This is a genomic window from Qipengyuania triglochinis (assembly GCF_054655615.1).
The window spans coordinates 1,022,090-1,045,874 of sequence record NZ_BAAHND010000001.1 but is presented as its reverse complement, the minus strand read 5'-3'; the positions used below and the strand labels follow the sequence as shown (position 1 = coordinate 1,045,874).

At 62.8% G+C, this 23,785-nt stretch carries 25 protein-coding genes; 12 read left to right on the top strand and 13 right to left on the bottom strand.

Features of this window, described 5'->3' with window-relative positions:
* Window positions 1-10 precede the first annotated feature (10 nt).
* From rsmA to ACYQ0G_RS05200, 4 genes are all read right to left on the bottom strand, one after another.
* Complete coding sequence (gene rsmA, locus ACYQ0G_RS05215) at window positions 11-844, bottom strand: 16S rRNA (adenine(1518)-N(6)/adenine(1519)-N(6))-dimethyltransferase RsmA (RefSeq protein WP_460100153.1); 834 nt, start codon at window positions 842-844, stop codon at window positions 11-13.
* Complete coding sequence (pdxA, locus tag ACYQ0G_RS05210; RefSeq protein WP_460100151.1) at window positions 837-1,844, bottom strand: 4-hydroxythreonine-4-phosphate dehydrogenase PdxA; 1,008 nt, start codon at window positions 1,842-1,844, stop codon at window positions 837-839. Before pdxA ends, rsmA begins: the two co-directional genes overlap by 8 nt.
* A 2-nt stretch (window positions 1,845-1,846) precedes the next feature.
* The gene (locus ACYQ0G_RS05205; RefSeq protein WP_460100149.1) at window positions 1,847-3,196 is read right to left on the bottom strand and encodes a peptidylprolyl isomerase; all 1,350 of its coding nucleotides are present in this window, start codon (window positions 3,194-3,196) and stop codon (window positions 1,847-1,849) included.
* A gap of 126 nt (window positions 3,197-3,322) precedes the next feature.
* The gene (locus ACYQ0G_RS05200; RefSeq protein ID WP_460100146.1) at window positions 3,323-5,683 is read right to left on the bottom strand and encodes an LPS-assembly protein LptD; all 2,361 of its coding nucleotides are present in this window, start codon (window positions 5,681-5,683) and stop codon (window positions 3,323-3,325) included.
* A 100-nt stretch (window positions 5,684-5,783) separates the two neighbouring features.
* On the opposite strand from ACYQ0G_RS05200, the gene ACYQ0G_RS05195 reads away from it, so the two are divergent.
* From ACYQ0G_RS05195 to ACYQ0G_RS05170, 6 genes are all read left to right on the top strand, one after another.
* On the top strand, window positions 5,784-7,241 hold the full coding sequence (locus ACYQ0G_RS05195; RefSeq protein ID WP_460100144.1) for a leucyl aminopeptidase: 1,458 nt from the start codon (window positions 5,784-5,786) through the stop codon (window positions 7,239-7,241).
* 15 nt (window positions 7,242-7,256) lie between these two features.
* Window positions 7,257-7,409 (top strand): DUF2256 domain-containing protein, encoded by a 153-nt coding sequence (locus ACYQ0G_RS05190; protein ID WP_221542924.1) that lies wholly within the window; start codon window positions 7,257-7,259, stop codon window positions 7,407-7,409.
* Window positions 7,410-7,443: 34 nt separating this feature from the next.
* Window positions 7,444-7,884 (top strand): DNA polymerase III subunit chi, encoded by a 441-nt coding sequence (locus ACYQ0G_RS05185; protein WP_460100141.1) that lies wholly within the window; start codon window positions 7,444-7,446, stop codon window positions 7,882-7,884.
* A 40-nt stretch (window positions 7,885-7,924) separates the two neighbouring features.
* Window positions 7,925-8,446: a hypothetical protein gene (locus tag ACYQ0G_RS05180; RefSeq protein ID WP_460100139.1), complete on the top strand. Its 522-nt coding sequence runs from the start codon at window positions 7,925-7,927 to the stop codon at window positions 8,444-8,446.
* Window positions 8,447-8,535: 89 nt separating this feature from the next.
* Window positions 8,536-8,958, top strand: a complete 423-nt coding sequence (ndk, locus tag ACYQ0G_RS05175) for a nucleoside-diphosphate kinase (RefSeq protein ID WP_460100137.1) — start codon at window positions 8,536-8,538, stop codon at window positions 8,956-8,958.
* 95 nt (window positions 8,959-9,053) lie between these two features.
* Window positions 9,054-9,479 (top strand): nuclear transport factor 2 family protein, encoded by a 426-nt coding sequence (locus ACYQ0G_RS05170; protein WP_460100134.1) that lies wholly within the window; start codon window positions 9,054-9,056, stop codon window positions 9,477-9,479.
* On the opposite strand, the gene ACYQ0G_RS05165 is transcribed toward ACYQ0G_RS05170, so the two are convergent.
* From ACYQ0G_RS05165 to purM, 4 genes are read right to left on the bottom strand one after another with little or no spacing between them, the layout of a single operon-like run.
* Window positions 9,471-10,682 (bottom strand): sulfotransferase, encoded by a 1,212-nt coding sequence (locus tag ACYQ0G_RS05165; RefSeq protein WP_460100131.1) that lies wholly within the window; start codon window positions 10,680-10,682, stop codon window positions 9,471-9,473. The genes ACYQ0G_RS05170 and ACYQ0G_RS05165 overlap by 9 nt on opposite strands.
* Window positions 10,679-10,885 (bottom strand): hypothetical protein, encoded by a 207-nt coding sequence (locus ACYQ0G_RS05160; protein ID WP_460100128.1) that lies wholly within the window; start codon window positions 10,883-10,885, stop codon window positions 10,679-10,681. Before ACYQ0G_RS05160 ends, ACYQ0G_RS05165 begins: the two co-directional genes overlap by 4 nt.
* Entirely contained in the window at window positions 10,885-11,478 is a 594-nt protein-coding gene (gene purN, locus ACYQ0G_RS05155) for a phosphoribosylglycinamide formyltransferase (protein ID WP_460100126.1), read from the bottom strand. Before purN ends, ACYQ0G_RS05160 begins: the two co-directional genes overlap by 1 nt.
* On the bottom strand, window positions 11,471-12,568 hold the full coding sequence (gene purM / locus ACYQ0G_RS05150) for a phosphoribosylformylglycinamidine cyclo-ligase (protein WP_460100124.1): 1,098 nt from the start codon (window positions 12,566-12,568) through the stop codon (window positions 11,471-11,473). The genes purN and purM overlap by 8 nt, the downstream gene beginning before the upstream one ends.
* A gap of 91 nt (window positions 12,569-12,659) precedes the next feature.
* Between purM and ACYQ0G_RS05145 the strand changes: the two genes are divergently transcribed.
* Genes ACYQ0G_RS05145 through ACYQ0G_RS05130 form a run of 4 tightly spaced genes read left to right on the top strand, consistent with a single transcriptional unit; the run spans window position 12,660 to window position 15,657 of the window.
* A complete protein-coding gene (locus ACYQ0G_RS05145) occupies window positions 12,660-13,934 on the top strand; it encodes a heavy-metal-associated domain-containing protein (RefSeq protein WP_460100121.1) in 1,275 nt (424 codons plus the stop codon).
* Window positions 13,935-13,956: 22 nt separating this feature from the next.
* Window positions 13,957-14,568, top strand: a complete 612-nt coding sequence (locus tag ACYQ0G_RS05140) for an HdaA/DnaA family protein (RefSeq protein ID WP_460100119.1) — start codon at window positions 13,957-13,959, stop codon at window positions 14,566-14,568.
* Window positions 14,569-14,596: 28 nt separating this feature from the next.
* Window positions 14,597-15,304: a serine O-acetyltransferase EpsC gene (gene epsC / locus ACYQ0G_RS05135; protein ID WP_460100117.1), complete on the top strand. Its 708-nt coding sequence runs from the start codon at window positions 14,597-14,599 to the stop codon at window positions 15,302-15,304.
* On the top strand, window positions 15,304-15,657 hold the full coding sequence (locus ACYQ0G_RS05130) for a DUF2794 domain-containing protein (protein ID WP_460100115.1): 354 nt from the start codon (window positions 15,304-15,306) through the stop codon (window positions 15,655-15,657). The genes epsC and ACYQ0G_RS05130 overlap by 1 nt, the downstream gene beginning before the upstream one ends.
* 77 nt (window positions 15,658-15,734) lie before the next feature.
* Here ACYQ0G_RS05130 and ACYQ0G_RS05125 read toward each other — a convergent pair whose 3' ends face one another.
* The 3 genes from ACYQ0G_RS05125 to ACYQ0G_RS05115 form a co-directional block, all read right to left on the bottom strand.
* A complete protein-coding gene (locus ACYQ0G_RS05125) occupies window positions 15,735-16,859 on the bottom strand; it encodes a hypothetical protein (protein WP_460100113.1) in 1,125 nt (374 codons plus the stop codon).
* A gap of 184 nt (window positions 16,860-17,043) precedes the next feature.
* Window positions 17,044-17,973 carry an SDR family NAD(P)-dependent oxidoreductase gene (locus ACYQ0G_RS05120; protein ID WP_460100110.1) on the bottom strand — a complete coding sequence of 310 codons (930 nt, stop codon included), beginning with the start codon at window positions 17,971-17,973 and terminating at the stop codon, window positions 17,044-17,046.
* Window positions 17,974-18,097: 124 nt separating this feature from the next.
* The gene (locus tag ACYQ0G_RS05115) at window positions 18,098-18,781 is read right to left on the bottom strand and encodes an HAD-IA family hydrolase (RefSeq protein ID WP_460100108.1); all 684 of its coding nucleotides are present in this window, start codon (window positions 18,779-18,781) and stop codon (window positions 18,098-18,100) included.
* Between the two features lie 60 nt (window positions 18,782-18,841).
* Here ACYQ0G_RS05115 and glmU point away from each other — a divergent pair, with 60 nt between their 5' ends.
* On the top strand, window positions 18,842-20,224 hold the full coding sequence (gene glmU, locus ACYQ0G_RS05110; protein WP_460100105.1) for a bifunctional UDP-N-acetylglucosamine diphosphorylase/glucosamine-1-phosphate N-acetyltransferase GlmU: 1,383 nt from the start codon (window positions 18,842-18,844) through the stop codon (window positions 20,222-20,224).
* A complete protein-coding gene (locus ACYQ0G_RS05105) occupies window positions 20,221-20,499 on the top strand; it encodes an HNH endonuclease (protein ID WP_460100648.1) in 279 nt (92 codons plus the stop codon). Before glmU ends, ACYQ0G_RS05105 begins: the two co-directional genes overlap by 4 nt.
* A 56-nt stretch (window positions 20,500-20,555) precedes the next feature.
* Here the strand turns inward: ACYQ0G_RS05105 and ACYQ0G_RS05100 are convergent, their stop codons facing one another.
* Entirely contained in the window at window positions 20,556-22,688 is a 2,133-nt protein-coding gene (locus ACYQ0G_RS05100) for a prolyl oligopeptidase family serine peptidase (protein ID WP_460100103.1), read from the bottom strand.
* Between the two features lie 98 nt (window positions 22,689-22,786).
* A complete protein-coding gene (locus tag ACYQ0G_RS05095; protein ID WP_460100100.1) occupies window positions 22,787-23,785 on the bottom strand; it encodes a phosphatase PAP2 family protein in 999 nt (332 codons plus the stop codon).

Here is a 23,785-nt window from a genome sequence, read left to right as displayed (position 1 = left end):
GCTTCGGCGTTTAGGCCTGCGCCTTGGTCAGCGCCCTGGCCAGCGCGATGAAATCGCCGACTTCCAGGGTTTCGGCCCGCCGCTGCGGATCGATGCCGAGCGTCTCCAGCGCCTCCACCGCGCCGGGCAGGCCCTTCAGGCTCTGGCGCAGCATCTTGCGCCGCTGGCCGAAAGCGGCCTCTGTCACGCGTTCCAGCATCCGCGCCGATACGCCTTCGGGCATGGCGGCGGGTTCGACATGGACGATTGCGCTCATCACCTTGGGCGGGGGCGTGAAGGCGCTGCGATGGACCTTCATCGCCAGCTTTGCCTGCGCGCGCCACTGCGCCAGGATCGCCAGCCGGCCATAGGCCGATGTGCCGGGCTTCGCCGCGATCCGCTGCGCGACTTCCTGCTGGAACATCAGCGTCAGCGAGGTCCACAGCGGCGGCCATTCCTCACCCCCCAGCCAGCGGGTGAACAGCGCCGTGCCGACATTATAGGGCAGGTTGGACAGGATGGCGAAAGGCTCGCCCCCCATGATCTCCGCATGGTCGAGCTTGAGCGCATCGCCCTCGATCACGCGCAGCTTGCCCGGAAAGGCGGCTTCCAGTTCGGCCAGAGCGGGCAGGCAGCGGCTGTCCATCTCGATGGCGGTGACATCCGCGCCGGCACGAAGCAGGGCGCGTGTCAGGCCGCCGGGACCGGGACCGACTTCGAGCACGCGGCGACCGTTCAGATCGCCCGGCAGCGCCGCGATCCGGTCGAGCAAGTGTTCGTCGAACAGGAAATTCTGGCCCAGCGCCTTGCTGGCGGAAAGGCCATGCCGCGCGATGACTTCGCGCAAAGGGGGAAGATCAGCCATGGCCCGAGCGCCGTGCCGCCATTTGGCCCGCCATCTTCAAAGCGGCTATCATCGCACCGGGATCGGCGATGCCCTTGCCCGCGATATCGAAGGCGGTCCCGTGATCGGGGCTGGTCCGCACAATGGGCAGGCCCAAAGTGACATTCACGCCCTCGTCGAAATCGATGGCCTTGATCGGGATGAGCGCCTGATCGTGATACATGGCCAGCGCCGCGTCATAGGTCTGGCGCGCGCGCGGTGTGAAGAGCGCATCGCCGGGATGGGGGCCGGTTACGGACAGCCCTTCGCCGCGCAATTGCGCGATGGCCGGTTCGATCACGGTCGCCTCTTCCTTGCCGAACCGCCCCTGTTCACCGGCATGCGGGTTGAGACCGCAAATGGCGATGCGTGGTGTTTGAATTCCGAAATCGCGGCGCAGTGCCGCGGCGACAATCCGCGCCCGGCGCACAATCATATCCTGCGTGAGAAGTTTTGGCACATCCGCAAGGGCGCAATGCACGGTGAGCGGAACCGTTCGCAGGCTGGGGCCCGCCAGCATCATCACTGTGTCTTCCCGCTTGCAGCCACAGGCATCGGCAAGAAATTCGGTCTGGCCCGGCTGGGTAAAACCAACCTTCGCCAGTTCACCCTTCGCAATCGGAGCAGTGACGACGCCGCCGGCCTGATCGTCCGCAGCGAGCCGGGTGGCTTCGGTCAGCGAATGCAGCGCCAGCCGGGCACCATGCGGATCCGGCGATCCGGGGCGATACTCGCACTCTTCCTCGCCCAGAACAGGGAGGGCATCCGGAAAGACGGCGGGCGCTTCGGCAGCCTCCCGGATGTGGGCAACCTCGATCGAAATGCCGCGCCGTTCGGCCGCCTGGCGCAGGACGCCAGCGCCGGCGATCACAAAAAAAGGAGGCACGGCCCCGTCCTGACGACGCGACCATGCCTCCACGATGATTTCAGGCCCGATCCCGGCCGGATCGCCGAGCGACACGGCCAATGGGAGCGGCGCCATCGTCAGTTATATTCGATGTAGGCGTCGTTGCGCAGATCGCGCAGATAACGCTGGGCGGCCTTGTTGGTACGCTCGTCCTCGAGCTGTGCCATGAGCTGGTCGAAATTCGGACCTTCCGCGGTTTCCGGATCGTCCCTTCCGCATAGCATGAGCACGCGCACGCCTTCCTCTACCGAACCGAAGGGCGGGGTAGTTTCGCCGATCTGGAGGCCCAGAACGATGTTCTGCAGCTGCTCCGGCAAGGAACGGGCGCGGATCTGATCGTTGGTGACCACGCTGGCGCCAAGTGCTGCAGCCGTTTCATCGGCACTGCCGCAGCCGCGCATCGACTGCACGCCGCCGAGAAATGCCTGAAGCTTGGCCTGATTCTGCGCTTCGGGTGCAGCCGGATCGAAACCGATCTGGATCTGCTTGAGGCTGAGCGTGGCATCGCGCGGATCGGCCATCAACACCTGACGCTTGTCGCGCAGATAGACGATCCAGTAGCCGCCGGGAATCTTAAGCGGTCCGACCAGCTGGCCGGGTTCCATCTGGTCGACGATGGTTTCAAGCTGCGGATCGCCCAGCTGGGGCAGCCTGATCCAGCCCAGATCGCCGCCGACGGCAGCCGTCGATGCTTCCGAGAACTGGCGGGCATAGGCCACGAAGCTGCCGCCCTGGCGCAGCTGTTCCATGATCTTGGCGGCATTGGCTTCCACCGCGGCGTCGTTTTCAGGCGTGGCCGACTGGAAGATTTCCCAGACCCAATATTCATTGGTGCCTTTGGATGCTTCCAGACGCTCCATCATCTCGTTCACCTCTTCGGCAGAGACATTGACGAAGAAGGAGACCTTCTGGCGCAGCAGGCGCTGCCAGGCGAGTTCGCCCCTGATCTGGCGCTTGAGCGAGGCAGCCGAAGAACCGACGCTGCCGAGATATTGGTCCATATCCTCGACGCGCTGATTGTTCTGCGCGGCAACGCGGGCGAAGGTCTGGTCCACCTCTGCGTCCGAGATCACGATGTCTTCGGCTTCCGCCGCCTGGATCTGCAAGGTTTCGTCGATCAGATTGCGCAGGACTTGGGAGCGGACGCGCTCCATCTCTTCCGGCGGCAGTTCGGTATCGTTGGCGTTCACCAGCAGGGCGACGCGCTGATCCAGATCGGTGCCGGTGATGACGTGGCCGTTGACCACGGCAGTGGCGCGGCGGACGTTCGGATTGGGATTGGCCAGCAGAGTCGGCTGATCGGGCAGGCCGAGCGGATTGGCTTCGACCGCCTGGCCATCGGCCTGCGCGTGCAGGCCGGGCGCGCCGAGTGCGAGACCCACCGCTGCGGTCAAACCCATGAATTTCGATACGATATGTGCGTTCACGCTTGTATTCCCTTACGGCGCCATGTTTGCGCCCGGATAGCCTGCGGTTTGGCCCTGAAAGGCTTAACCGTAGCTGATTGCGCGTGGCGGATAGCGGGTTTGACCCGCGCTGCCAACATCGCGGCCTTATCGGAAGCCCAGATTCTTCAAGCTGAAGTAGAGCTGGAAGGTATCGCCCCGGCGTGCATCCCCTGCGGAGATGTAGTCCCGCCGCCAGGTGGCGCCCATTTCCAGGCAGTCGTCCTGATAGGCGACCCCGAGGCGGGTGCGGATGGGCTGGAAGCCGTCGCTGGTGAGCGTGGGGTCCTCCTCGCGGTCGGTCAGGTTGAATACGCCCGACCCGAACACCGACCAGTAATTGGCGAAGGCAACGCGCACCGCGGCGCGCAATTCCTCGCGGTCCTGCAGGTCTTCCACGGTGTCGATATTGCGATTGAGCCGGAGATAGCCGATTTCGGCATAGGTACGGCTGGTGCCGACCGTCGCATCGAATTCATTCCGGCGCACGGCGAAATTGTCCTTGTCCAGCCGGTAACGGTGGGCAAGCTTGAGGAAATCGCGATAGCGCACTTCCGTCCGGCCCACGAAATCGCTGACCCGTTCGGACAGGCCGGTGCCATCGGGAAAAATGTCGCGGTCCGCATCGAGGCGATAGGATTGGCCAAGCGTGGTGAAGATTTCCACGCCCGGGCGGCGCAGTTTCCAGTCGAAGCCATAAGTGACACGCGCGCCGTCTTCCACCCGGTCATATCCGGGAAAGCGGTTCAGTGCGAAGAGGTTCGAGTCCTCCAGATCGATCGCCCGCGCGTCCTCGTTCGGAATGGCGAGGTTCTTGATCTCCGGCGTGGCGACCAATTGCAGGCGCGGGGTAAAGACCTGCTCGAAGCCCATGACGCTCCCGACGAAAGGCCATTCCACATCGGCGGCCGCCAGTGCGACGCCGCGCGTCTGCCACCCGTCTTCGCCGCGATAATAGGGGTTCGGGTTCTCGAGATTGTCGTCCGAGTGATAGACATCGCCGCGCAGCATGCCGGTGAGCGTGAAGACCTGGCCCATGCCGGTGATGCTTCGCCGCGACCATTCCGCCCTGGCGAATGCGCGCTGCGTATCCTGTCCGATATCGCGCGTGACAGCCATGGTGTTGAACTGAAGATCGATTTGCCCATCGAGCACGGGTTCGGCAAGGCGGCGGCGATAATCCACCAGCGGCAGGGCCACGGGAACGGTGTCCTGATCCTGGTTCAGGCGGAGGGTCTGCGTAGCCCAGCCTTCGACCGCGAAATAGGAATCGGCGTCCATCCGCTCGAGGCTGAGGTGCGAGCGCAGCCGGTCGTCGCGGCTGATGTCGTAGCGCCTGAGGAAGGTCTTGTCGGTCGCCAGCCTGAGCGAGCTGGTCAGACTCCACTTCGGGGTGAACTGGAACTTGCCGTTCGCGAAGACATAGCCGCGCGGATCGGCCTGCGACGAGGTCTCTTCCCCGGTGAAGTTGGAAATGCGGCGGCTGTGCGTGGCATAGCCGGTGATCTGATAGGCGCCCTTGCCGGTCAGGTGGCGCCATTGGGCGGACACCATGGGCGTGGTCTTGGAGAAGACATAGCCCGAGAGCGTCAGGTCCTTATCGTCGGCGAGACGCAGGTAATAGCTGCCCGAAACCTCGATCCCGTTGCTCTTGGAAAAGCGCACGTCGGGCACCAGAAAGCCGCCCACGGCCCCGCCATCGGTGCGGACCGACAGGCCGGGCAGCGGGATCAGGCGCTGGCCGAACACTTCGAGATAGGCACCGGTGAAGCTGACGCGGGCTTCGGCGGGATCGTAGGTCACGCGGTCGGCGGTGATGCGCCAGCTCGGTTCCTTGCTACAGCCTTCGGGCGTGGTGATGGCGCAGGCGCTGTAGGCCGCTTCTTCCAGCGCCACCGTGCCATCGCTTTCGCGGATGCCTCGATTGGCAGCGAGGCGGCCGCCCTCCCGCAGTGCGAGGAGGAGGTTTTCCATCTCCCCGGCTTCGAATTCGTCGGTCAGCTCCACGCTTTCGGTAAAGAGCTGGTTGCCGTTCTCGTCCACGAAGCGGACATTGCCGGTGGCGGTGATCAGGCCGGTCCGCTGGTTCCAGGTGACCTTGTTCGCGCGCAGCGACCGGTCACCCGACTGGAGCACGACGTCTCCCTCTGCCGTAGTGGTCTCACCGTCGGAATCGTAACTGAGGATGTCGGCGGCAAAGGATATCTGCCGCTCGCCCGCCGCGTTGAATTCAGGTGTGGGGGCGGGCAGATCGTCTTCGCGGGCGATGACGACCGGCTCTTCGCTGTCCTGAACGGGTGCGGGCAGATCGGTAGGGTTTTCGCCCTCGGGCTGTTCCACGGTTCCGGCGCCGGTGGCAGCGCCATCCTGCGCGAAACCGGGGGCGGCATGGCACAGGGCGAACCCGGCAACCGCAGTCCCGAGAAGATGCATCACGTGATTCGACGGAAGGACGCGGTCACGGTGCATGGCTTGCCTATCGCACCGGCCACGCCTAATCGCAATCGCGTTCGTTCGGGACTTGCAGCTTTCGGGCGCGTCCCGCTCATTAGAGAATTCTGGAGAATCCATGCACATTCAGTTCAATCAGTCCCGTCCGCAAGGCGCGCGCCTAATTGCGCATGTGGTCGACAAGGGCAAGCTTCCTTCTGCCACCAATGCCGCGATGCGCGCAGGGGCAGAGGCAGCGCGTTTCCGTGGCAACACCGGCCAGACCTTCGACGGCTTCGTCGAAGACGGCGGCGAGGTTGCCCGGCTGGCGCTGGCCGGCGCGGGCGACAAGACGTCCGACGCCCGCCTCGCCAATCTGGAAAAGGCCGGCGCTGCGCTGGCCGGTAAATACCAGTCGAGCGGCGACAAGGAACTGGTGCTCGACCTTACCGAAAGCGACCTGTCGGCAGACGAAGCGGCGCATGTCCTGCTTGGCCTGCGGCTGCGCAACTGGCGCTATGACATCTATCGCACCAAGCTGAAGGACGATCAGAAGGTGACGCTGGAAAGCGTGACCGTGGTCGGCGGCCCGGACGGCATCGAAGATGCCTGGACCGAAGCATCCGCGCTGGCAGAAGGCGTGGAATTCACCCGCGAACTGATCACCGAACCGGCCAACATCATCTATCCCGAAAGCTTCGTGGCCCGCTGCAAGGAACGGTTCGAAGGGACCGGCGCCGAACTCGTCGTGCTCGACGAAGCTCAGATGGAAGAGCTCGGCATGGGATCGCTGCTCGGCGTCGGGCAGGGTTCCTCGCGCGAATCGCGCATCCTCGCAATCCGCTGGAACGGCGGCGGCAGCGAAGCCCCGACCGCATTCGTCGGCAAGGGCGTGACCTTCGACACCGGCGGCATCTCGATCAAGCCGGGACCCGGCATGGAAGACATGAAGTGGGACATGGGCGGTGCCGGCGCAGTCGCGGGCGGCATGCTGTCGCTGGTCAAGCGCAAGGCGAAGGCCAATGTCGTGGGCGTCATGGGCTTGGTGGAAAACATGCCTGACGGTAACGCACAGCGTCCGGGCGACGTTGTCACCTCCATGAGCGGCCAGACCATCGAAATCCTCAACACCGATGCCGAAGGCCGCCTGGTGCTGGCCGATGCGCTGCACTGGACCCAGACCGAGTTCAAGCCTGCACGCATCGTCGATTTCGCCACGCTGACGGGTGCGATCATCATTTCGCTGGGCAATGAATATGCCGGCCTGTTCTCGAACGACGACACGCTGTCCAAGGAACTGGCCGATGCAGGCGAGGCCGTTGGCGACAAGGTATGGCGCATGCCGATCGGCAAGGCTTACGACAAGCTGATCGACAGCCCGATCGCCGACATGAAGAACATCGGCGGCAAGGGTGCAGGCTCGATCACGGCCGCGCAATTCCTCCAGCGCTTCATCCTCGACGATACGCCTTGGGCCCATATCGACATTGCCGGCACGGCATGGTCGGACAAGCCCGGCCGCACCTGGGGCAAGGGTGCCACCGGTTTCGGTGTGCGCCTGATCGACCGCCTGATCGCGGATACCGCGGAAGGCTGAGGCGGCAACGGCGTCATGGCGAAGATGAGGCGCAAGGCAGACCTTCCGACCAAGGTCTGCGCAACTTGCGGCCTCAGCTTCGCCTGGCGCAAGAAATGGGCGCGCGACTGGGACAATGTCCGCTATTGTTCCGAACGGTGCCGCCGGACCAAATCCGGTGAGGGCTAATCTTCATTAAGCAGCGGAGCGGTAGGACATAGATATGCGTGTCGATTTCTATCAGCTCAGCCGCGATCCGGTGGATGTGACGGTGGGCAAGCTTGCTCGCAAGGTTTTGCAGGCGGGCGAACGCCTGGTTGTCGTGGCGGAAGATGCCGAGGCCCGCGAAGGGCTGTCGCAGACATTGTGGGGCCAGGGCGGCGGTGCCTTTTTGGCCAATGGCCCGGTTGATGGCCCCCACGCCTCGCGCCAGCCGATCCTCCTGTCCGCGGATTGCGCAGCACCGAACGATGCCCGCATGGCCATCCTTGCCGACGGGAAATGGCGCGAAGAGGCGAATGTGTTCGATCGCGTGATGCTGCTGTTCGATGCCGACGCGACCGACAATGCGCGCACGCTATGGCGCGATCTCGCTTCTAGAGAGTCGATAGACAACCGCATCTTCAAGCAGACACCGGAAGGCGGCTGGCGCGAAGGCCGCTGAATTTGCAGGAACCCGCCTGCCTCTCGCCCGTCGAGAGAGCATGAGACATCTGCTTCCCGTCATCCTTATTCCCGCCCTGACCTTGTCTGCCTGCTCCAGGGTGGATGACGATGAGGGCCAGGGCGAAGCGCAGGAGGACGCGGCGGAGCCCATCGGCTCTTACGACATCGACCCGGAAAGTGGCGAAGTGCGCGCAACGCTGACCGATTCCGACGGGGTCACGACAAGGATGCTTGCCGGCAGCGATGTCGAAGCGCGCTTTCCTCCGCCGTTCACTGCTTATCCCAATGCGCAGATTACCAATACGACCTGGGTGGAGCAGGGCGAGGGCGCCTTCGTCACAGTCGAATTCACCACCCCAGATCCGCGGGCAAGCGTGGTCGATTTCTATCGCATGCAGGCGGAAGATGCCGGTATTGATGTGGAGGTGGAGGTCGACGCCGGGGAAACTACCACGCTGGGCGGCGAGAATTCGGCAGACCGCACAAGTTTTGCGCTGCAGGTCACGCGCAGGGCGCGGCAGACCGAAGGGCAGGTCAGCGTTACCAGCGGCCTGCGGTAAATCTTGCCGTCCGCGTGTGCGGACGCTAGGGGCGCGCGCGAGAACACTCTCCTAAAAATCGACAACCATATTTCGCAAGGAACTTGAACATGGCGGTTACCCGCACCTTTTCGATCATCAAGCCCGATGCCACCCGCCGCAACCTGACCGGCGCGGTTACCAAGATGCTTGAAGATGCCGGCCTGCGCGTCGTCGCATCGAAGCGTATCCAGATGACCAAGGAACAGGCCGAAGGCTTCTACGCCGTTCACAAGGAACGCCCCTTCTACGGCGAACTGGTCGACTTCATGATCTCCGGCCCGGTCGTGGTTCAGGTGCTCGAAGGTGAAGACGCCGTGAAGCGCAACCGTGACGTAATGGGCGCCACCAACCCAGCCGATGCAGACGAAGGCACGATCCGCAAGACCTATGCGGAATCGATCGAAGCCAACTCGGTCCACGGTTCGGACAGCGACGAGAACGCCAAGACCGAGATCGAATTCTTCTTCAACGAAGACGAAATCGTCGGCTGATTGCGTCCCGCATTTGAAACTTAGTTATAGTTTCGATCGGGTAAAACATATGAAATAGGCAGCGGGTACCCCCTTATGGTAAGGGTGTACCCGTTATGCTTTCCACAATCCTCAATCGGGTCAGTCAAAAGCGCCAGCGCGAAATGCTGGTGCGGGATCTGGTTTCGGCGGTAAGCCGGATGGATTATTCCAATATCGATCAGTACCTTACCGAGGATTTCCGATTCTACGATGCCACCGGCAGAAGCATCGTCGGACGGGACAGATATATCGAGGAAGATCGCCGATTCCGTGAAGCAGCCGGTCGCCCGGCAACCGTGATCGATTCGCTGGACCATAATCGCGGCGAAGTGCTTCTGAGAGGCCATCTGGAAAGCGAGATCGAAGAGATTGGCGGGCCCACCATGTGGCGCGTGCTCTTCCGAGACGGACGGATATGCTCTGCCGAGGTGACGCGGTCACTCGCCCAGATGACCCTTCCCGAATACGCCAGCCGCCAACACAGCCATTCCTCAGCCTGAAGTTTCGCGCAGAGCGGGTGCAAGCCGCGCGATCTGGGTACGGTGCTTGCGATGGTGGCCCTTCTCAGCCCGGGCAAGTTCGCCCTCCGCTGCCGTTCTGGCGAGCCGATCGTAATCCAGGCCCAGATCCCGGTAGACAGAATCCAGCACGTGGTGCGGTTGATCGTTCAGGCGGCGGAAGCAAACCCGGGAGACGGGAATATGAGCTTCGTCAAGGGCCGCTGTCATTCGTGTGTCGCGTAGGTCGATTTTGCGTTCCCACTCCCCCCGCAGGTCAACCTCGCTGTGACTGTCGCTCTGATAGGCGCGCTGGCTGGCGACCATCGAAACGCTGCTCGCCAGAACTGCTTTCCGGTCACGTTCGCATAAGACAATGCGGGCATCGGGAAACTGGCCAATCAGTTCCGGCAAATCCTCGCTGAACTGCGGACATTTCAGTACCCGTGGGCGCGTGGCATTGCCGTGCCCGACGGCATCCGTCCGCAAGATCCTGCTGAATTCGCGATAGATAGGCGCAGCGCTCCGGTCTTCGCTGAAGGCGACGAAGGAAGGGATTTGCCATTGCGCTTCATACGCCGCGGGGGAGAGTGCGGCTGCGAGCCAGCCGATTTCTTCATCGGTGCGGATGGCGCCGAAGGGATGCATGGTTTCGAGCCACGGGTTGACGCTTCGCGCCAGGAACAGGCCGACCCTGGCCTTCAGCGGGCGCAGGTCAGGGCGGGAAGGGAGTGGATCATGGCTGTCGCAGAACCTTGTGCCGCTGAACCGTGGATCGGCTGCCAGCAGACGCTGCACACGCGTGGTACCGCTGCGCATCTGGCCAAGGACGAGAATGGGGGCCGCGATGGTGGCGGTCGCAAGATCAGGCTTCTCCCGCCACAACCGCCCTAGCGCGTGCCGCTTGCGGATCGCGCCCTTCAACTGACCATAGGCCATGGTATGGCCCAGCGCGTTGAGCTGCGCTTCCCCGGTCAACGCCTGACATAGTTTTTCAAGCCGCAGCCGGAAATCGGCCACGTCCTCTTCGCCGCGGATGGATATCTCGTCTTCGGCAGAAAAGCCTTTCGCCCCTTCCTCCCACAGAAAGTCAGGATCGAGCCGCGGTTTTTCGGTCCAGCCACGCGCCCACATGCCCGCAATCGCCTGGTTGGCACGCTCTGCGATTGCGGAACGCGCGAAGAGATGCGGGCGCGGCGGGCTCACTCCTGCCGGTCCTTCCAGCGCTTGTAGACTACTTGGCCGACCTTACGCAGGACATGGGCACCGATCAGTACGCCTACGGTAATCAGCACGGCATCGACCATATTGACCTGCTCGGTCTGCCAGCTTTCGTCGGGCTGCAAAGCGATCATGCCGAAGGCGAGGATCGCGAGCAGGAAAAAGATGTAGGGGCTGAGGCGGCCCATCAGCGCTGCACACTGAGATAATCGTTCAGGACGCGGGGATAGAGCTGGTGTTCGGCAAAGCGGACCCGCTCGGCAAGGCTGTCCGCGGTCTCGCCCTCGCGAATCGCGACCGGCATTTGGGCCAGCACCTGTCCTGCATCGAGTTCGGGCGTGACGAGATGGACCGACACGCCGCCATGACTATCGCCCGCATCGATCGCGCGCTGATGGGTGTCGAGCCCCGGATATTTCGGGAGCAGGGAGGGGTGGATATTGAGCATGCGGCCCTGCCACTGGCGCGCGAAGTCTTCGGTCAGGATGCGCATATAGCCGGCCAGCACGATGAATTCGGCCCCCGCCTTGCGTGCGGCTTCGTCCATCGCCGCATCGTGATCCGCGCGGCTCATCCCCTTATGCGAGAGCGCGAAGGTGGGAACTCCTTCTGCCGAGGCCAGGGCGAGCCCTTCGGCCTCCGGATCGTTGGCGGCAACCAGCACCACCTCATAGGCAGCGTCCGGCAGAGCCGCGGCATAGAGCAGGGCAGCCATGTTGCTGCCGCGCCCGGAAATGAAAATCGCGACCCTGGTCCTGGCCGGCGAAGCCGTGTCACCCAAGATGCACGGCCTCCCAATCCTCTTTCGCGGACCATGTGCCTTGCGAGCCGCGGACGGTGCAGCCCTTGTCGCCTTCGATAATGCGGCCGATCGCCAGCACGTCTTCGCCTGCCTCTTCGAGACGAGTGCGGACCAGCTCGACCTTGGACGGGGCCACGGCCAGCACCATTCCGACGCCGCAGTTGAAGGTGCGCGCCATTTCGCCGGGTTCGATATTTCCCTGGGCCTGCAGGAACGCCATAAGCCCCGGCTGGTCCCAGCCATCGGCATCCACCTCGGCATGCGCGCCTTGCGGCAGCACGCGCGGGATATTTTCGAGCAGACCACCGCCGGTGATATGCGCCATCGCGTCGATCAGGCCATCACGGACCAGCGGAAGCAGTGTCTTCACATAGATGCGCGTGGGTTCGATCAGCGTATTGATCAGCAGCCGCTCGCTGTCGAACAGTGCGGGCCGGTCGAGCTTCCAGTGCTTGTCTTCGGCAAGTCGCCGGACAAGCGAGAAACCGTTGGAATGCACGCCCGAACTTTTGAGGCCGAGGAGGATGTGGCCCGGTGCAACGCGGTCACCCGTAAGCTGTTCACCGCGTTCCACCGCGCCGACGCAGAAGCCTGCGAGGTCATAGTCGCCGCCTGCATACATGCCAGGCATTTCTGCCGTTTCGCCGCCGACCAACGCGCAGCCGGCCTGTTTGCACCCTTCGGCGATGCCCGCGATCACGCGTTCGGCAACCCCGTTCTCCAGCTTGCCGGTGGCGAAATAGTCGAGGAAAAACAGCGGTTCCGCGCCCTGAACGATCAGATCGTTCACGCACATGGCGACCAGGTCAATGCCGACGGTATCGTGCATGTCGGTATCGATCGCCAGCTTGAGCTTGGTGCCCACGCCATCGTTGCCTGCGACCAGCAAAGGATCCTTATAGCCGGCGGCCTTGGGATCGAAGAAGCCGCCGAAGCCGCCAATCTCCCCATCGGCGCCGGGACGCATGGTGGATTTCACCAGCGGTCCGATCGCCTTGACGAGCGCATTGCCCGCATCGATCGAAACTCCGGCCTGTTCGTAGGTGTAGGAAGGCGTGTTGCTGCTCATGCGCCAAGCCTTTTGCGCAATTCGCCTGCAATTTCCAGCATTCCCGCTTGGATTTCCGGAATGCTTTGGGCAAAAGGCCCCCGAACACCCCATGGGCATACATATTTTCTCTTCCCGTCGCGCGCGCACCGCACTCATCGCTTCAGGTCTTGCCCTGGCGGGTGGGGCCGGCTGGCTGGCGCAGGCACAGGTTGGCGGCGATCGCGGAATCGCGCCGGTTGCAGCCTCCACAGACATTCAGGTTTCCGGCATCGAAGTCGATGTCAGCGCCGATAGCGGCGTGGAAGCACGCGAAGAGGCGTGGCGTGAAGCGCAGGTAAAAGCCTGGGAAAAGCTCGACGGGCCGGATCTTCCCGAATCGCGCATCGTCAGCCTTGTGTCGGCAATCGTGATCGAAAGCGAACGGCTCGGGCCCAAACGCTATGTCGCCACGCTGGGCGTGGTGTTCGACCGGCAGAGGGCCTCCGCCTATCTGGGCGAAGATGGCCGCGCAGCGCGCAGTGCGCCAATGCTGGTCCTGCCCGTTACCGTCTCCGGCGGAACGCAGCTCATGTATGAGCAGCGCAACCCGTGGCAGGCGGCCTGGGCCGAATATCAGGCCGGGCAGAGTCGAATCGATTACGTGCGTCCGCAGGGATCGGGCGGCGAATCGCTGTTGCTGACATTCGGCCAGACCACGCGCCGCAGCCGCGTGTGGTGGAACAACATTCTCGATGAATTCGGCGCGGCGGACGTACTGGTCCCGATTGCCAACCTGAAATATTCCTATCCCGGGGGCCCGATCGAAGGGACCTTCACCGCCCGCCATGGGCCCGACAGCGATTTCCTGGCCAGCTTCACCATGCGGGCCGAAAATCCTGACGAACTGCCGCTGATGCTGGCCAAGGCCGTGCGTCGCTTCGACAGCCTGTTCGAAAGCGCGCTTGCCTCGGGCAAGATCCAGCCCGATCCTACGCTGGATGTGAAGCCGGGCGAACTTAATCCCGCGATCCAGCGGCTCGTCGATCTGGGCCGCAGGCTTCGCGTTCAGGACGAACAGCGCGCGCAGGCCGAGGCCGCGCCCGCGCCGACCACCAGCGACGGAGCGCTGAGCACCGCGCCCATCGATCGCCCGCCGCCCGAAGGATCGGTCGCGCTTTATACGGTCCAGTTCGCATCGCCCGATGCGGACAGCTTCAGCGCGATCCTGGCAGACGTCCGCGCCACACCGGGGGTTCGGTCTTCGGGCGTTCGCTCCACCGCGATTGGCGGCACCTCGGTGCTGACGGTAAGCTATTCCGGCTCCATCAGCGGGCTGGCCGACGCGCTGCGGGCCAAGGGTTTTGCCGTTCAGCAGGGGCCGACCGCGCTCTTGATCAGCCGCTGAGCGGGCGGCAATTCTGTTTGCCATGACGCAAATCGCGCTCCCGCTATTGCATCCCGTACCCAAGGAGGCACCCAGCATCGTGCTGGGGGCGGCGAATGCGACGGTGGCGGACGCCTTGCGCGATCCGCATAGCTGGCCCTTCGGCACGGCCATCCTCAGCGGCCCGCCACGTTCTGGCAAATCGCTGATCGCCACTTGGTTCGGCTCTCACACCGGCGGCGGGGCGATCGACGATGCGCACCTTCAGGACGAAACCGAGATATTCCACGCCTGGAATCGCGCGCGCGAAGACGGCTTCCCCCTGCTGCTGACCATTGGGCAGGAACGGTGGAATATCCAGCTTCCCGATCTGCGCAGCCGGATGGGCGCGGCGCTACAGCTTGAACTGGGCCCGCCGGACGATGAAATGGCGGCCGATCTCATGCTGAGTCATGCTGCGCAGCGCGGCCTTGTCCTGGGCGAAGGGGCACCCGCCTATCTCGTTCCGCGGATGGAGCGCAGCCATGCCGCTATCGAGCGGATCGTTGCTGAAATCGACCGTCTGAGTCTTGAACGCAAGCAGCCCGCCACCATGTCCGTCTGGCGCGACGCGCTGGAAGCCGTGGAAGGCCCCGAACAGGCGCGCTTGCTTTGATCTGCGGTAAGTGAGAGAATTCCCGGGTATGTTCGAACGGCTTATCGCCTATCTGGACTCGATCAAGGAGCGCGATCCTGCACCGCGCACCCGCTGGGAAGTCCTGCTTTACCCCGGTGTCTGGGCCCTGGGCTATCACCGCGTGGCGCACTGGCTGTTCGAAGCAGATCTGTTTTTCCTTGCCCGGCTGGTCAATCATTTCAGCCGCATGGTGACGGGGATCGATATTCATCCCGGTGCCAGGATCGGCCGCAATTTCTTCATCGATCACGGCTTCACTGTGATCGGGGAAACGGCCCATATCGGTGACAATGTCACCATCTATCAATGCGTCACACTGGGTGGGACCAATCCGACCAACGGCGTTGGCGGGAAACGCCACCCGACGATCGAAGACGATGTGATCATCGGTTCGGGCGCGCAGGTTATCGGCCCCATCACCGTGGGTCGGCGGGCGCGGATCGGTGCCAATGCTGTTGTTACCGACGAAGTACCCGAAGGCGCGACGATGATCGGTCTCAAGGCGCGAAGCACACTGATGCCGGCAGAGGAATGGATGCGCGAATTCATGCCCTACGGCACGCCGTGCGACGATCCGTGCGAGCCGAGCCGCGATGGTGTCGAACGGCTGGAAGCTGAATTGCAGATCCTGCGCGGCGAGATCGCCGAATTGCGGGCGGCTCAGCACAACGGCCAACCGCAAGAGCCGCAGCAGCGCAGTGGTACCGCCGACTGATGGCGCAGCCGAATAGTGCGAATGTCGTTGCTTTCCCCGGGCGCAAGCCGGGGCAGGTTGGTTTCGTCCGTGATGAACTGGCCAAGATTCTCGATGTCTACGGGCGCATGGTCGCTGCCGGACACTGGCGCGATTATGCGATGGATTTCACCAAGGATGTCGCCACCTTTGCCGCCTTTGTGCGTCACGCCGAACGGCCGCAGGCGCGGATAGAAAAACGTCCGTCGCTGCGTGCAAAGCAGGGTATGTGGACGCTGTTCGGTGAACATGGGCAGGTGCTGAAACGCGGCCACGAACTGGCCGGGGTTCTCGCCCCGCTGGAGCGACGCCTGCTGAAGGCGGTGGACGAATAAACCCGACCCTCTTCAAAGGCGGATACGAAAAAGGGCCCGCCCCTCATGGACGAACCCTTCTCTCGGTGGCCGGTTGATCAGGCGGTGGCTGGTAGCCGGGCCTGCAAATCGCTTGGAAGACCATTCACTACCGCTCGGCGGATCGGGGTCCACAGCGCGCTGAGCGTTAGCAGGGCCGATCCGATGACCAGCGCGGTCAGCGCAAAGTTCAGCTCTACCGCGCCGAATTCCCGGAACAGATAGGTCAGTGCGATCAACACATAGGCGAGGGCAGAGACCAGCAGCGCCCGGCGGTCGACCGACAGGGCCACGATCCCGAAGACGATATAGATCGCCAGCACCGCCAGTGCAGCGCCCGCGCCGATATTGTCGCCCTGCGTCACGCCGAGCGAATAGAACAGCGGATGCGCGATCATGGGGGCGGCCAGCAGGTGGAGCCAGAACGCCACGTCGCTGCGCCGTGTGGTGCGATCGCGGTCGGTCATGTCCCAGCGCATGGCGAGGGCGAAGATGGCGAGGCCGGATACCAGCACAAGCGAAAGGATCACAGTTTCTCCGGGGTTGCCGAGAACGGCGGCAATGATGGCGATTACCGTTACGGCCAGCGCGCCCGTGCCTGCGGCCACGGTGATGGGCACCATGAACCGGCGCCAGTGAAGCCAGGCTGCCCCGGCCGTGATCAGGCCCGAAGCGGAGATGAGGACCGCGCTGCTTGTGTCCGAAGCCATCACGCCCAGCACATTGCCCACGCCAATGATCGCGGCGAATACCGCGCCCACGAAGGCCAGGAGGAGGAGGATGGAAGGCAGCGCCATGTGTTTGCGGCGGGTGAAGAATTCGGCCAGCAACCAGGAGGTAGCCGACACCAGTACTCCGCCGAGGATCATTTGCAGACCGGTGCGCAGCCTGTCGGCAGCGATAAACGCATCCATCTGCGCCTCAGAAGGATCGAAGATATCCATCACGGGCGGGGCGGTGAACGCATTTGCGATTTGCTGCCCGATCCCTCCGGCAGCCAGCAGCAGGATGACCACCCCGATACTCACGAAGATATCGTTGAATCCCGTGACAAGCCGGAAATGCTCCGCATCGGCGGGCACTGCATCGCGCGATGCAGCAACGTGCGCGCGCAGGGCATTGGCGGCATTGGCACTGATGACACCTGCGCTTACGGCGGAATTCAGGTCTTCCTGGCTGTACATCGCCAAATCTCCCGATTGAAGGAGAGAGTGGCATAGGCTTGGTGTATTACTAGGTCAATACGCTGTGAGGGCTGAGATCGAAAACGTGCGTGGCACTGATGAGAAGAAAACCCCGCACCATCCGGAGATGATGCGGGGTTGCAATGTTCTACGACGAGTTTTGTGGTCGTGCAGTTCGCTTGGATTATCCGCGTGCCGAGGACGGACCCTCGCCGGTAACCTTCTGCATCGCGGTCAGGATCGCGCCCGACTGTTCGGCACCCGACTGCGGGGCCTTGAGGTTCGAGAAGTCGCTGATCTTGTCCCAGTTGGCGGCGAAGCCTTCGACGGTCCGCTCTTCATCCTTGAGCCACACGGCGTCGTTCATCACCGTCCAGGCGCTGTGGAAGCCGCCTGCGCCTGCGCCCACGATGGCATTGGTCGGGGCATCTTCGCTGACGAGGAAGAGTGCGGCCGGGACCACGTTCACCGGATCGAACAGCTTGAAGGCTTCTTCGGGGAAGAGATCTTCAGTCATCCGCGTACCGGCGACCGGGCTGATCGTGTTGACCTTGATGTTGTACTTCGCGCCTTCGAGCTGCAGCGTCTTGGTCAGGCCGGCAAGGCCGAGCTTGGCCGCGCCATAGTTCGCCTGGCCGAAGTTGCCGAACAGGCCGGTCGACGAAGCGGTCATGAGGATGCGGCCATAGGCCTGCTCGCGCATGGTTTCCCAGACGGCCTTCGACACATTGGCCGAACCGTTGAGGTGGACATCCACGACGAATTCGAAATCGTCCATGGTCATCTTCGCGAAGGTCTTGTCGCGCAGGACGCCTGCGTTGTTGATGACGACGTGCACGCCGCCCCACTTCTGCTTGGCGTCGGCGACCATCTTTTCCATCTGGTCGAATTCGGTGACGCTGCCGCCATTCGACACGGCTTCACCGCCAGCCTTCTCGATTTCCTCGACGACCTGCAGGGCCATGTCCGAATGGCCGGTGCCATCGCGCGAACCGCCCAGATCGTTGACGACGACCTTGGCACCGCGGCGGGCGAGCTCGAGCGCATATTCGCGGCCCAGGCCCCCGCCTGCGCCAGTGACGATGGCTACCTTGTCCTTGAAATCGATGCTCATGGGGCTGCTCCTGTGTTGTTTGTCGTTTACGTAAAGGTCAATTGCCTAGGCGAAGTGGCACTTAAACCCCGCACTTGCAACCGTATGCGCGGCGATCCGCCGTGCCGTAGGGGCAGGACGAGGGCTAGAGCCGATCCAGCGTCGGGATCAGTTCGGCCAGCGAATCAATCGCCGCTTCGGCGCCGAGTTCCGCCGCCGTGCCGTCACAATAACCATAGCAGGCCAGAATGGCGGGGACGCCTGCCGCGCGGGCCGCTTTCATGTCGTAACTGCTGTCGCCGATGAAGACCATCGCGCCGCCGCCCGCCAGTTCGCGTGCTTTGAGCAGCGGATCTGCTGCGGGCTTGGCGATGTAATTGCCGTCCGCGTCCTTGCCGAGACTGTCGCCGCCGATCACGAAGGCGAAGCGGTCGAGCAGCCCCAGCGTGCCGAGAATGCCGCGGGCAAATTCCTCGAACTTGTTCGTCACCACGCCGGTGGCAATGCCCCGGGCAGCCAGCGTGTCGAGCACCTCCACCGCATGGGGATAGGGGCGCGTGTGAACGGCATAATTCTCGCCGTAATAGGCCAGCATCTTTTTATAGAGCTTGCGGAATTCCTCATGCGGAAGGCCGCCCTGCTGGTCGATCGCCTGCTTGAGCATGGCCTTGGCACCGCCGCCGATCAGGTCGGTCGCGCTTTCGACCGGGATCGTGGCGAAACCGCCAAGCGCGAGCGCATGATTGACCGCCGTGCCAAGATCCCGGTGCGTTTCGAGAAGGGTGCCATCGAGGTCGAAGGCGACGATATCGAAGGGAAAATCTGCCATTGCCAATCGAGTGCAGGATGGTTCTTCAAACTGCAAGCGAATGATGGCATGGCCCCCGACATGGAAAACAAACGCGATTTCGCCGCCGTCATTCTTGCCGCGGGCAAGGGCACTCGCATGAAGAGCGAGCTGCACAAGGTGCTCCACCCGATTGCCGGACGGCCCATGCTCGATCATCTGCTGGCCACGGTAGACGAACTGGCACCGGCCAAGAAAGTGGTCATCGTCGGCGCGGGGCGCGACCAGGTCGAACAAGCGCTGGGCGATCGTGCCGAGACAGCCCTGCAGGAACCGCAGCACGGCACCGGCCATGCGGTGCAGCAGGCCGAGGGTGGCCTGAAGGGCTATTCGGGCGATGTGCTGGTCCTGTACGGCGACGTTCCCTTCGTGCGCGGCGAAACGATGGAAGCCATGCTCGACAGGCTCCATGCCGAAGACAAGCCGAAGGTGGTGGTACTGGGTTTCGAGCCTGAAGATCCGGGCCATTACGGCCGCGTCATTGCGGATGAGAGCGGCCGAATTTCCAAGATGGTCGAATTCAAGGACGCCAACGAAGCAGAGCGCGGCTGTCGGCTGTGCAATTCGGGCGTCATGGCGGCTCGCTCGGCCGATCTGTTCGACCTGTTGCGCCGCGTGGGCAATGACAATGCGCAGGGAGAATATTACCTCGTCGATGTCGTCAATATCGCCAATGAAGACGGCGATACCAGCGCCGTGATCTCCTGCACCGATCCGAACGAGGTGACGGGCATTAACAGCCGGGCCGAACTCGCCGCGGCAGAGCGGCAGTGGCAAGAATACCGCCGCGAGGAAGCCATGGCCGAAGGTGCCAGCCTGAAGGCCCCCGAAACCGTGTCCTTCAGTTATGACACGGTTATTGGCCGCGATGTGACCATAGAGCCCAATGTCGTTTTCGCGCCCGGCGTGACGGTGGCCAACGGCGCGACTATCCGCGCGTTCAGCCATCTGGAAGGCGCCAGCGTTGGCGAGGGCTGTGAAGTGGGCCCCTATGCCCGCCTGCGCCCCGGGGCCGTGATGGAAAAGGGAAGCAAGGTCGGCAATTTCGTGGAAATGAAAAAGGCCACTTTGGGCGAAGGCGCCAAGGCCAATCATCTGACCTATCTCGGTGATGCGACAATCGGCGCAGGCGCCAATATCGGCGCGGGCACGATCACCTGCAATTACGATGGCTATTTCAAGCACAAGACGACAATCGGCGAACGCGCCTTCATCGGCTCCAACAGCGCGCTGATCGCGCCCGTTACCATCGGTGCGGACGCCATTGTAGCGGCCGGCAGCGCGGTGAGCCGCGACGTGGCGGCTGGCGAATTGCGCATGGTTCGCGCTGACCAGATGGTCAAACCGGGCTGGGCCGACCGTTTCCACGATACGATGAAAAAGAAGAAGGCCGCCGAAAACAAAGACAGGGGCGACAAGGGCTGAGCGAAGAGCCGTTCACCTGCTGGCTATGCGGTCGCCCGCTGGGCCGCCGCATCCAGTGGCACCATCCTGTCCCAAAATCGAAGAAGGGCCGGACAACGGTGCCGGTCCATCCGATCTGCCACAAGACGATCCACGCCAATTTCACCAATGCCGAACTGGCGCGGTTTGGTGACGATCGGGATCGTCTTGCCGCCTCGGAAGACATGGCCCGGTTCCTGCGCTGGATTGCCGACAAGCCCGCCGATTTCCAAGCGCCGGTGAAACGGGCGCGATAAAAAAGGGGCGGCCATTCCTGACCGCCCCTCTATCGGTTTCACTGGTTCTGGCGGGTTTATTCGCCGGAGTTGTCGTCCATCAGACGCTGCATCAGATAGACCATCTGCAGGGCCTGGAGCTGGGCGCGCTGTTCATTGTCGACGCCGCCCGAATGGCCGCCGGTGGTTTCTTCGTAATACCAGTAGGGCTGACCGAGCGATTTGAGCTTGGCTGCACCTTTACGCGCATGCGCCGGATGGGTGCGGTCATCGGCGGTCGATGCCCAGAGGAAGGGTTCGGGATAATCCACGCCTTCCACGATCTTCTGGTAGGGCGAATAGCCTTCGATCCATGCACGCTGTTCGGGAATGCGCGGATCGCCATATTCGCCGATCCACGAAGCACCGCGGCCGATCAGGTGATAGCGCAGCATATCGAACAGCGGGATCTGGACGATCGCCGCATCGAACAGGTCCGGACGCTGGGTGAAGGCGGTGCCCACCAGCAGGCCGCCCTGCGAACCGCCCTGGATGCCCAAGTGGTCTGGCGATGTAATGCCGCGAGCGACCAGATCTTCGGCCACGGCGATGAAATCATCCCAAGTCCGCTGCTTGTTTTCGCGAATGGCGCTCTGGTGCCACATCGGGCCGAATTCGCCACCGCCGCGCATATTGGCCAGCACATAGGCGCCGCCCTTTTCGAGCCACAGCTTGCCGGTCGTGCCGAGATAGCTGGGCAGACGCGGCACCTGGAAGCCCCCGTAACCGGTCAAGAGCGTGGCGGTGGTGCCGTCCATCACCATGCCCTTGGGCTTGACGAGGAAGTAGGGGATCTTGGTCCCGTCCTTGCTCGTGGCTTCGAACTGTTCGACGTCCATTCCGGCCTGGTCGAAATAGGCGGGTGAGGTCTTGATGATTTCCGGGGTCGATGCGCCGTCGGAATAGTAGAGCGCACTCGGTTCGAGGAAGTTGGTCACCGAATACATGATGTCGTCGGATTCGTCGGACGTGGCAGCCACACCGACGGTGGCATTGTCAGGCAGGGCGATTTCGCTGCTGACCCACTTGCCCTCGACATAGTCGAACTTCAGGACCTTCCCGATCACATTGTCGAGAATGTTGATGTAGTAGCTGTTGGCGGTCGATCCGCCGCCCTGCTTGGTCTGCCGGTCGCCCGGTGCCCAGACGAGCGTCTTGGTCGCGCCGTTCGGATCGGCGAGGAATTCCTGCAGATCGGCGGAAATCAGCGAATCGGCCGGGAAGGTCTGATTGCCCACCGTCCAGTCGACATCGGTCGAGAACAGCATCTGCCCATCGATGATCCCGCCAAGCGAGGACTTTTCGGGCATGTCGAGCCGGACCCATTCGCCATCCTGCTGAAGATACCAGGCGCGATCGTGGAAGGACGTGCCGCGCATGGCGGTATAGCCGTGAACCGTACCTTTGCTATCGCGCAGCAGGCCGGCACCGGCCCAGACGTCGCTCGCTTCGCCTCGGTAGATTTCCGGTGCATCGGCAAGCTTGGTTCCGCGCTTCCACAGGCGGGTGGTGAAGGGATATTCGCTCTCCGTCAGCGTGCCTTCGCCGAAATCGCGGCTGACCAGCAGGGTATCGCGGTCAAGCCATTCGGCATCGCCCTGGCTTTCGCTGTCGATGACGAAGCCGTTTTCCACGAAGGTCCCGGTCTGCATGTCGAATTCACGCATGACGGTGGCATCCTTCCCCCCGTCGGACAGCGAAATCATGCAGTAACGCATTTCGGGCGGCAGGCACGACGAGCCCTTGTAGACCCATTCCTTGCCTTCGGCAGCGGCCAGCGCATCGATGTCCAACACGGTTTCCCATTGCGGTTCGTCGCTGCGATAGCTTTCGAGCGTGGTGCGGCGCAGAATGCCCTTGGGGTTCTGCTTGTCCTGCCAGAAATTATACAGGCCATCCGGACGGAAGGAGACATAGGGGATCTTGTCTTCACTGTCGTAGATCGCCAGCGCTTCCGCCTTGAGCTGGGCGAAGCGCGGGTCTGCCATCATGTGGGCGGTGGTCCGCTCGTTTTCGGTCTCGACCCAGTTTAGGGCCTTGTCACTGCGGGCTTCTTCCAGCCAGATGAAGGGATCTTCGTCGGGGCCGGGAATGCCGTCCTGCGCTAATACGGGTGTCGTCATGCCGAAGGCCATGGCCGCCCCCATCGCGAGTGTCGATACAAGTTTCATTTATCGCGTCCCTCCTAGGAAAGGCGCCACTATGCCGCCGCGGGACGAAAGAGTAAAATCGCCCGTCGGCTCCTTTCAACCGTTCGACGATTGCACGGTCAGCTTTCGTACGCTGTCGAAGCGGGGCGAGGGTGTCCGAGGTTGAATTCCCGGCTCTGCAGCCACCGGACGTACCGGCCGGAAAGCCACCACACCAGCAGCACCATGGCGGCTGAGAACATACCGTCGGTGGCATAATGCCAGCCGAGATGGATCGAACCGACATAGATGGCCGCCGCGTAGAGCCAGCCAAGTATCGTCAGCACCCGGATCCGGTATCGCTGCAGCCAGAGGGCGATGGCAGTCGCTATGGCTACATGAACCGAGGGCATAGCCGAAATGCCGCTGATGAGGAGCGGATCGTCCATGGTCGAAATAAGCAGGTTTTTGGTCGTGATGAGCGAGGGCGCTTCCCGCTGGAGGAGGTCCAGCAGAGGTCGGAACTCATCATTGGGATAGAAATCCCCAACCATGATCGGGCCGACCGACGAAAGAGCTAGTGCAGCTCCTCCGCCCAGCCCAAGCCAGATGAACTGCAGTAGCAGCGTGAAGCGGACCTTCTGGACCTCGTCGAAGGCAAAGGCGATCCAGACGGCCAGCCCGATATGGGCGAAATGCCAGCCATTGTAGAGCCACAGGATCGGCTGGGTCAGCCACCCGAACAGGGTATGCGTCACACGCCAGGGATCGGTGCCAAAAAAGAGGGTCCGGTCAAGATCGATCAGGAACGGATCGAGATAGAACGGCACGATGAAGGGGATCGACTTCTTGATGGCGCTGAATGCTTCAAGCGTGACCGCAAGCGAGAGGTAGAGCGCTGCCGCCCACAGGATCTGAGGCCAGTTGGCGCGGAACTCTGCGACCAATTGCCGGGTGGGGGCGGGGTGGCGCTTCAGCATCAGGCGCAGCGGCTGCGCGCAGAGGAAGAATGGGATGACCAGTACCGCGAGCGTCAGGAAGGAATCGCCCCGGCTGTTGTCCGGCAGGGGAAGCAACAAGGCGACACACGCGATCGCGATAATGGTCAGATAGCCGAAGGTAATGCCGCGAATGACCAT

Coding starts and splice junctions, on each gene's coding strand:
- ACYQ0G_RS05195 (WP_460100144.1), top strand. CDS start 5,784: ATGCACATTCAGTTCAATCAGTCCCGTCCGCAAGGCGCGCGCCTAATT.
- ACYQ0G_RS05095 (WP_460100100.1), bottom strand. CDS start 23,785: ATGGTCATTCGCGGCATTACCTTCGGCTATCTGACCATTATCGCGATC.
- ACYQ0G_RS05170 (WP_460100134.1), top strand. CDS start 9,054: ATGCTTTCCACAATCCTCAATCGGGTCAGTCAAAAGCGCCAGCGCGAA.
- ACYQ0G_RS05120 (WP_460100110.1), bottom strand. CDS start 17,973: ATGAGCATCGATTTCAAGGACAAGGTAGCCATCGTCACTGGCGCAGGC.
- ACYQ0G_RS05145 (WP_460100121.1), top strand. CDS start 12,660: ATGGGCATACATATTTTCTCTTCCCGTCGCGCGCGCACCGCACTCATC.
- ACYQ0G_RS05140 (WP_460100119.1), top strand. CDS start 13,957: ATGACGCAAATCGCGCTCCCGCTATTGCATCCCGTACCCAAGGAGGCA.
- ndk (WP_460100137.1), top strand. CDS start 8,536: ATGGCGGTTACCCGCACCTTTTCGATCATCAAGCCCGATGCCACCCGC.
- ACYQ0G_RS05180 (WP_460100139.1), top strand. CDS start 7,925: ATGAGACATCTGCTTCCCGTCATCCTTATTCCCGCCCTGACCTTGTCT.
- pdxA (WP_460100151.1), bottom strand. CDS start 1,844: ATGGCGCCGCTCCCATTGGCCGTGTCGCTCGGCGATCCGGCCGGGATC.
- ACYQ0G_RS05160 (WP_460100128.1), bottom strand. CDS start 10,885: ATGGGCCGCCTCAGCCCCTACATCTTTTTCCTGCTCGCGATCCTCGCC.
- ACYQ0G_RS05185 (WP_460100141.1), top strand. CDS start 7,444: ATGCGTGTCGATTTCTATCAGCTCAGCCGCGATCCGGTGGATGTGACG.
- ACYQ0G_RS05200 (WP_460100146.1), bottom strand. CDS start 5,683: ATGCACCGTGACCGCGTCCTTCCGTCGAATCACGTGATGCATCTTCTC.
- ACYQ0G_RS05130 (WP_460100115.1), top strand. CDS start 15,304: ATGGCGCAGCCGAATAGTGCGAATGTCGTTGCTTTCCCCGGGCGCAAG.
- epsC (WP_460100117.1), top strand. CDS start 14,597: ATGTTCGAACGGCTTATCGCCTATCTGGACTCGATCAAGGAGCGCGAT.
- rsmA (WP_460100153.1), bottom strand. CDS start 844: ATGGCTGATCTTCCCCCTTTGCGCGAAGTCATCGCGCGGCATGGCCTT.
- glmU (WP_460100105.1), top strand. CDS start 18,842: ATGGAAAACAAACGCGATTTCGCCGCCGTCATTCTTGCCGCGGGCAAG.
- ACYQ0G_RS05190 (WP_221542924.1), top strand. CDS start 7,257: ATGGCGAAGATGAGGCGCAAGGCAGACCTTCCGACCAAGGTCTGCGCA.
- ACYQ0G_RS05125 (WP_460100113.1), bottom strand. CDS start 16,859: ATGTACAGCCAGGAAGACCTGAATTCCGCCGTAAGCGCAGGTGTCATC.
- ACYQ0G_RS05100 (WP_460100103.1), bottom strand. CDS start 22,688: ATGAAACTTGTATCGACACTCGCGATGGGGGCGGCCATGGCCTTCGGC.
- ACYQ0G_RS05115 (WP_460100108.1), bottom strand. CDS start 18,781: ATGGCAGATTTTCCCTTCGATATCGTCGCCTTCGACCTCGATGGCACC.
- purM (WP_460100124.1), bottom strand. CDS start 12,568: ATGAGCAGCAACACGCCTTCCTACACCTACGAACAGGCCGGAGTTTCG.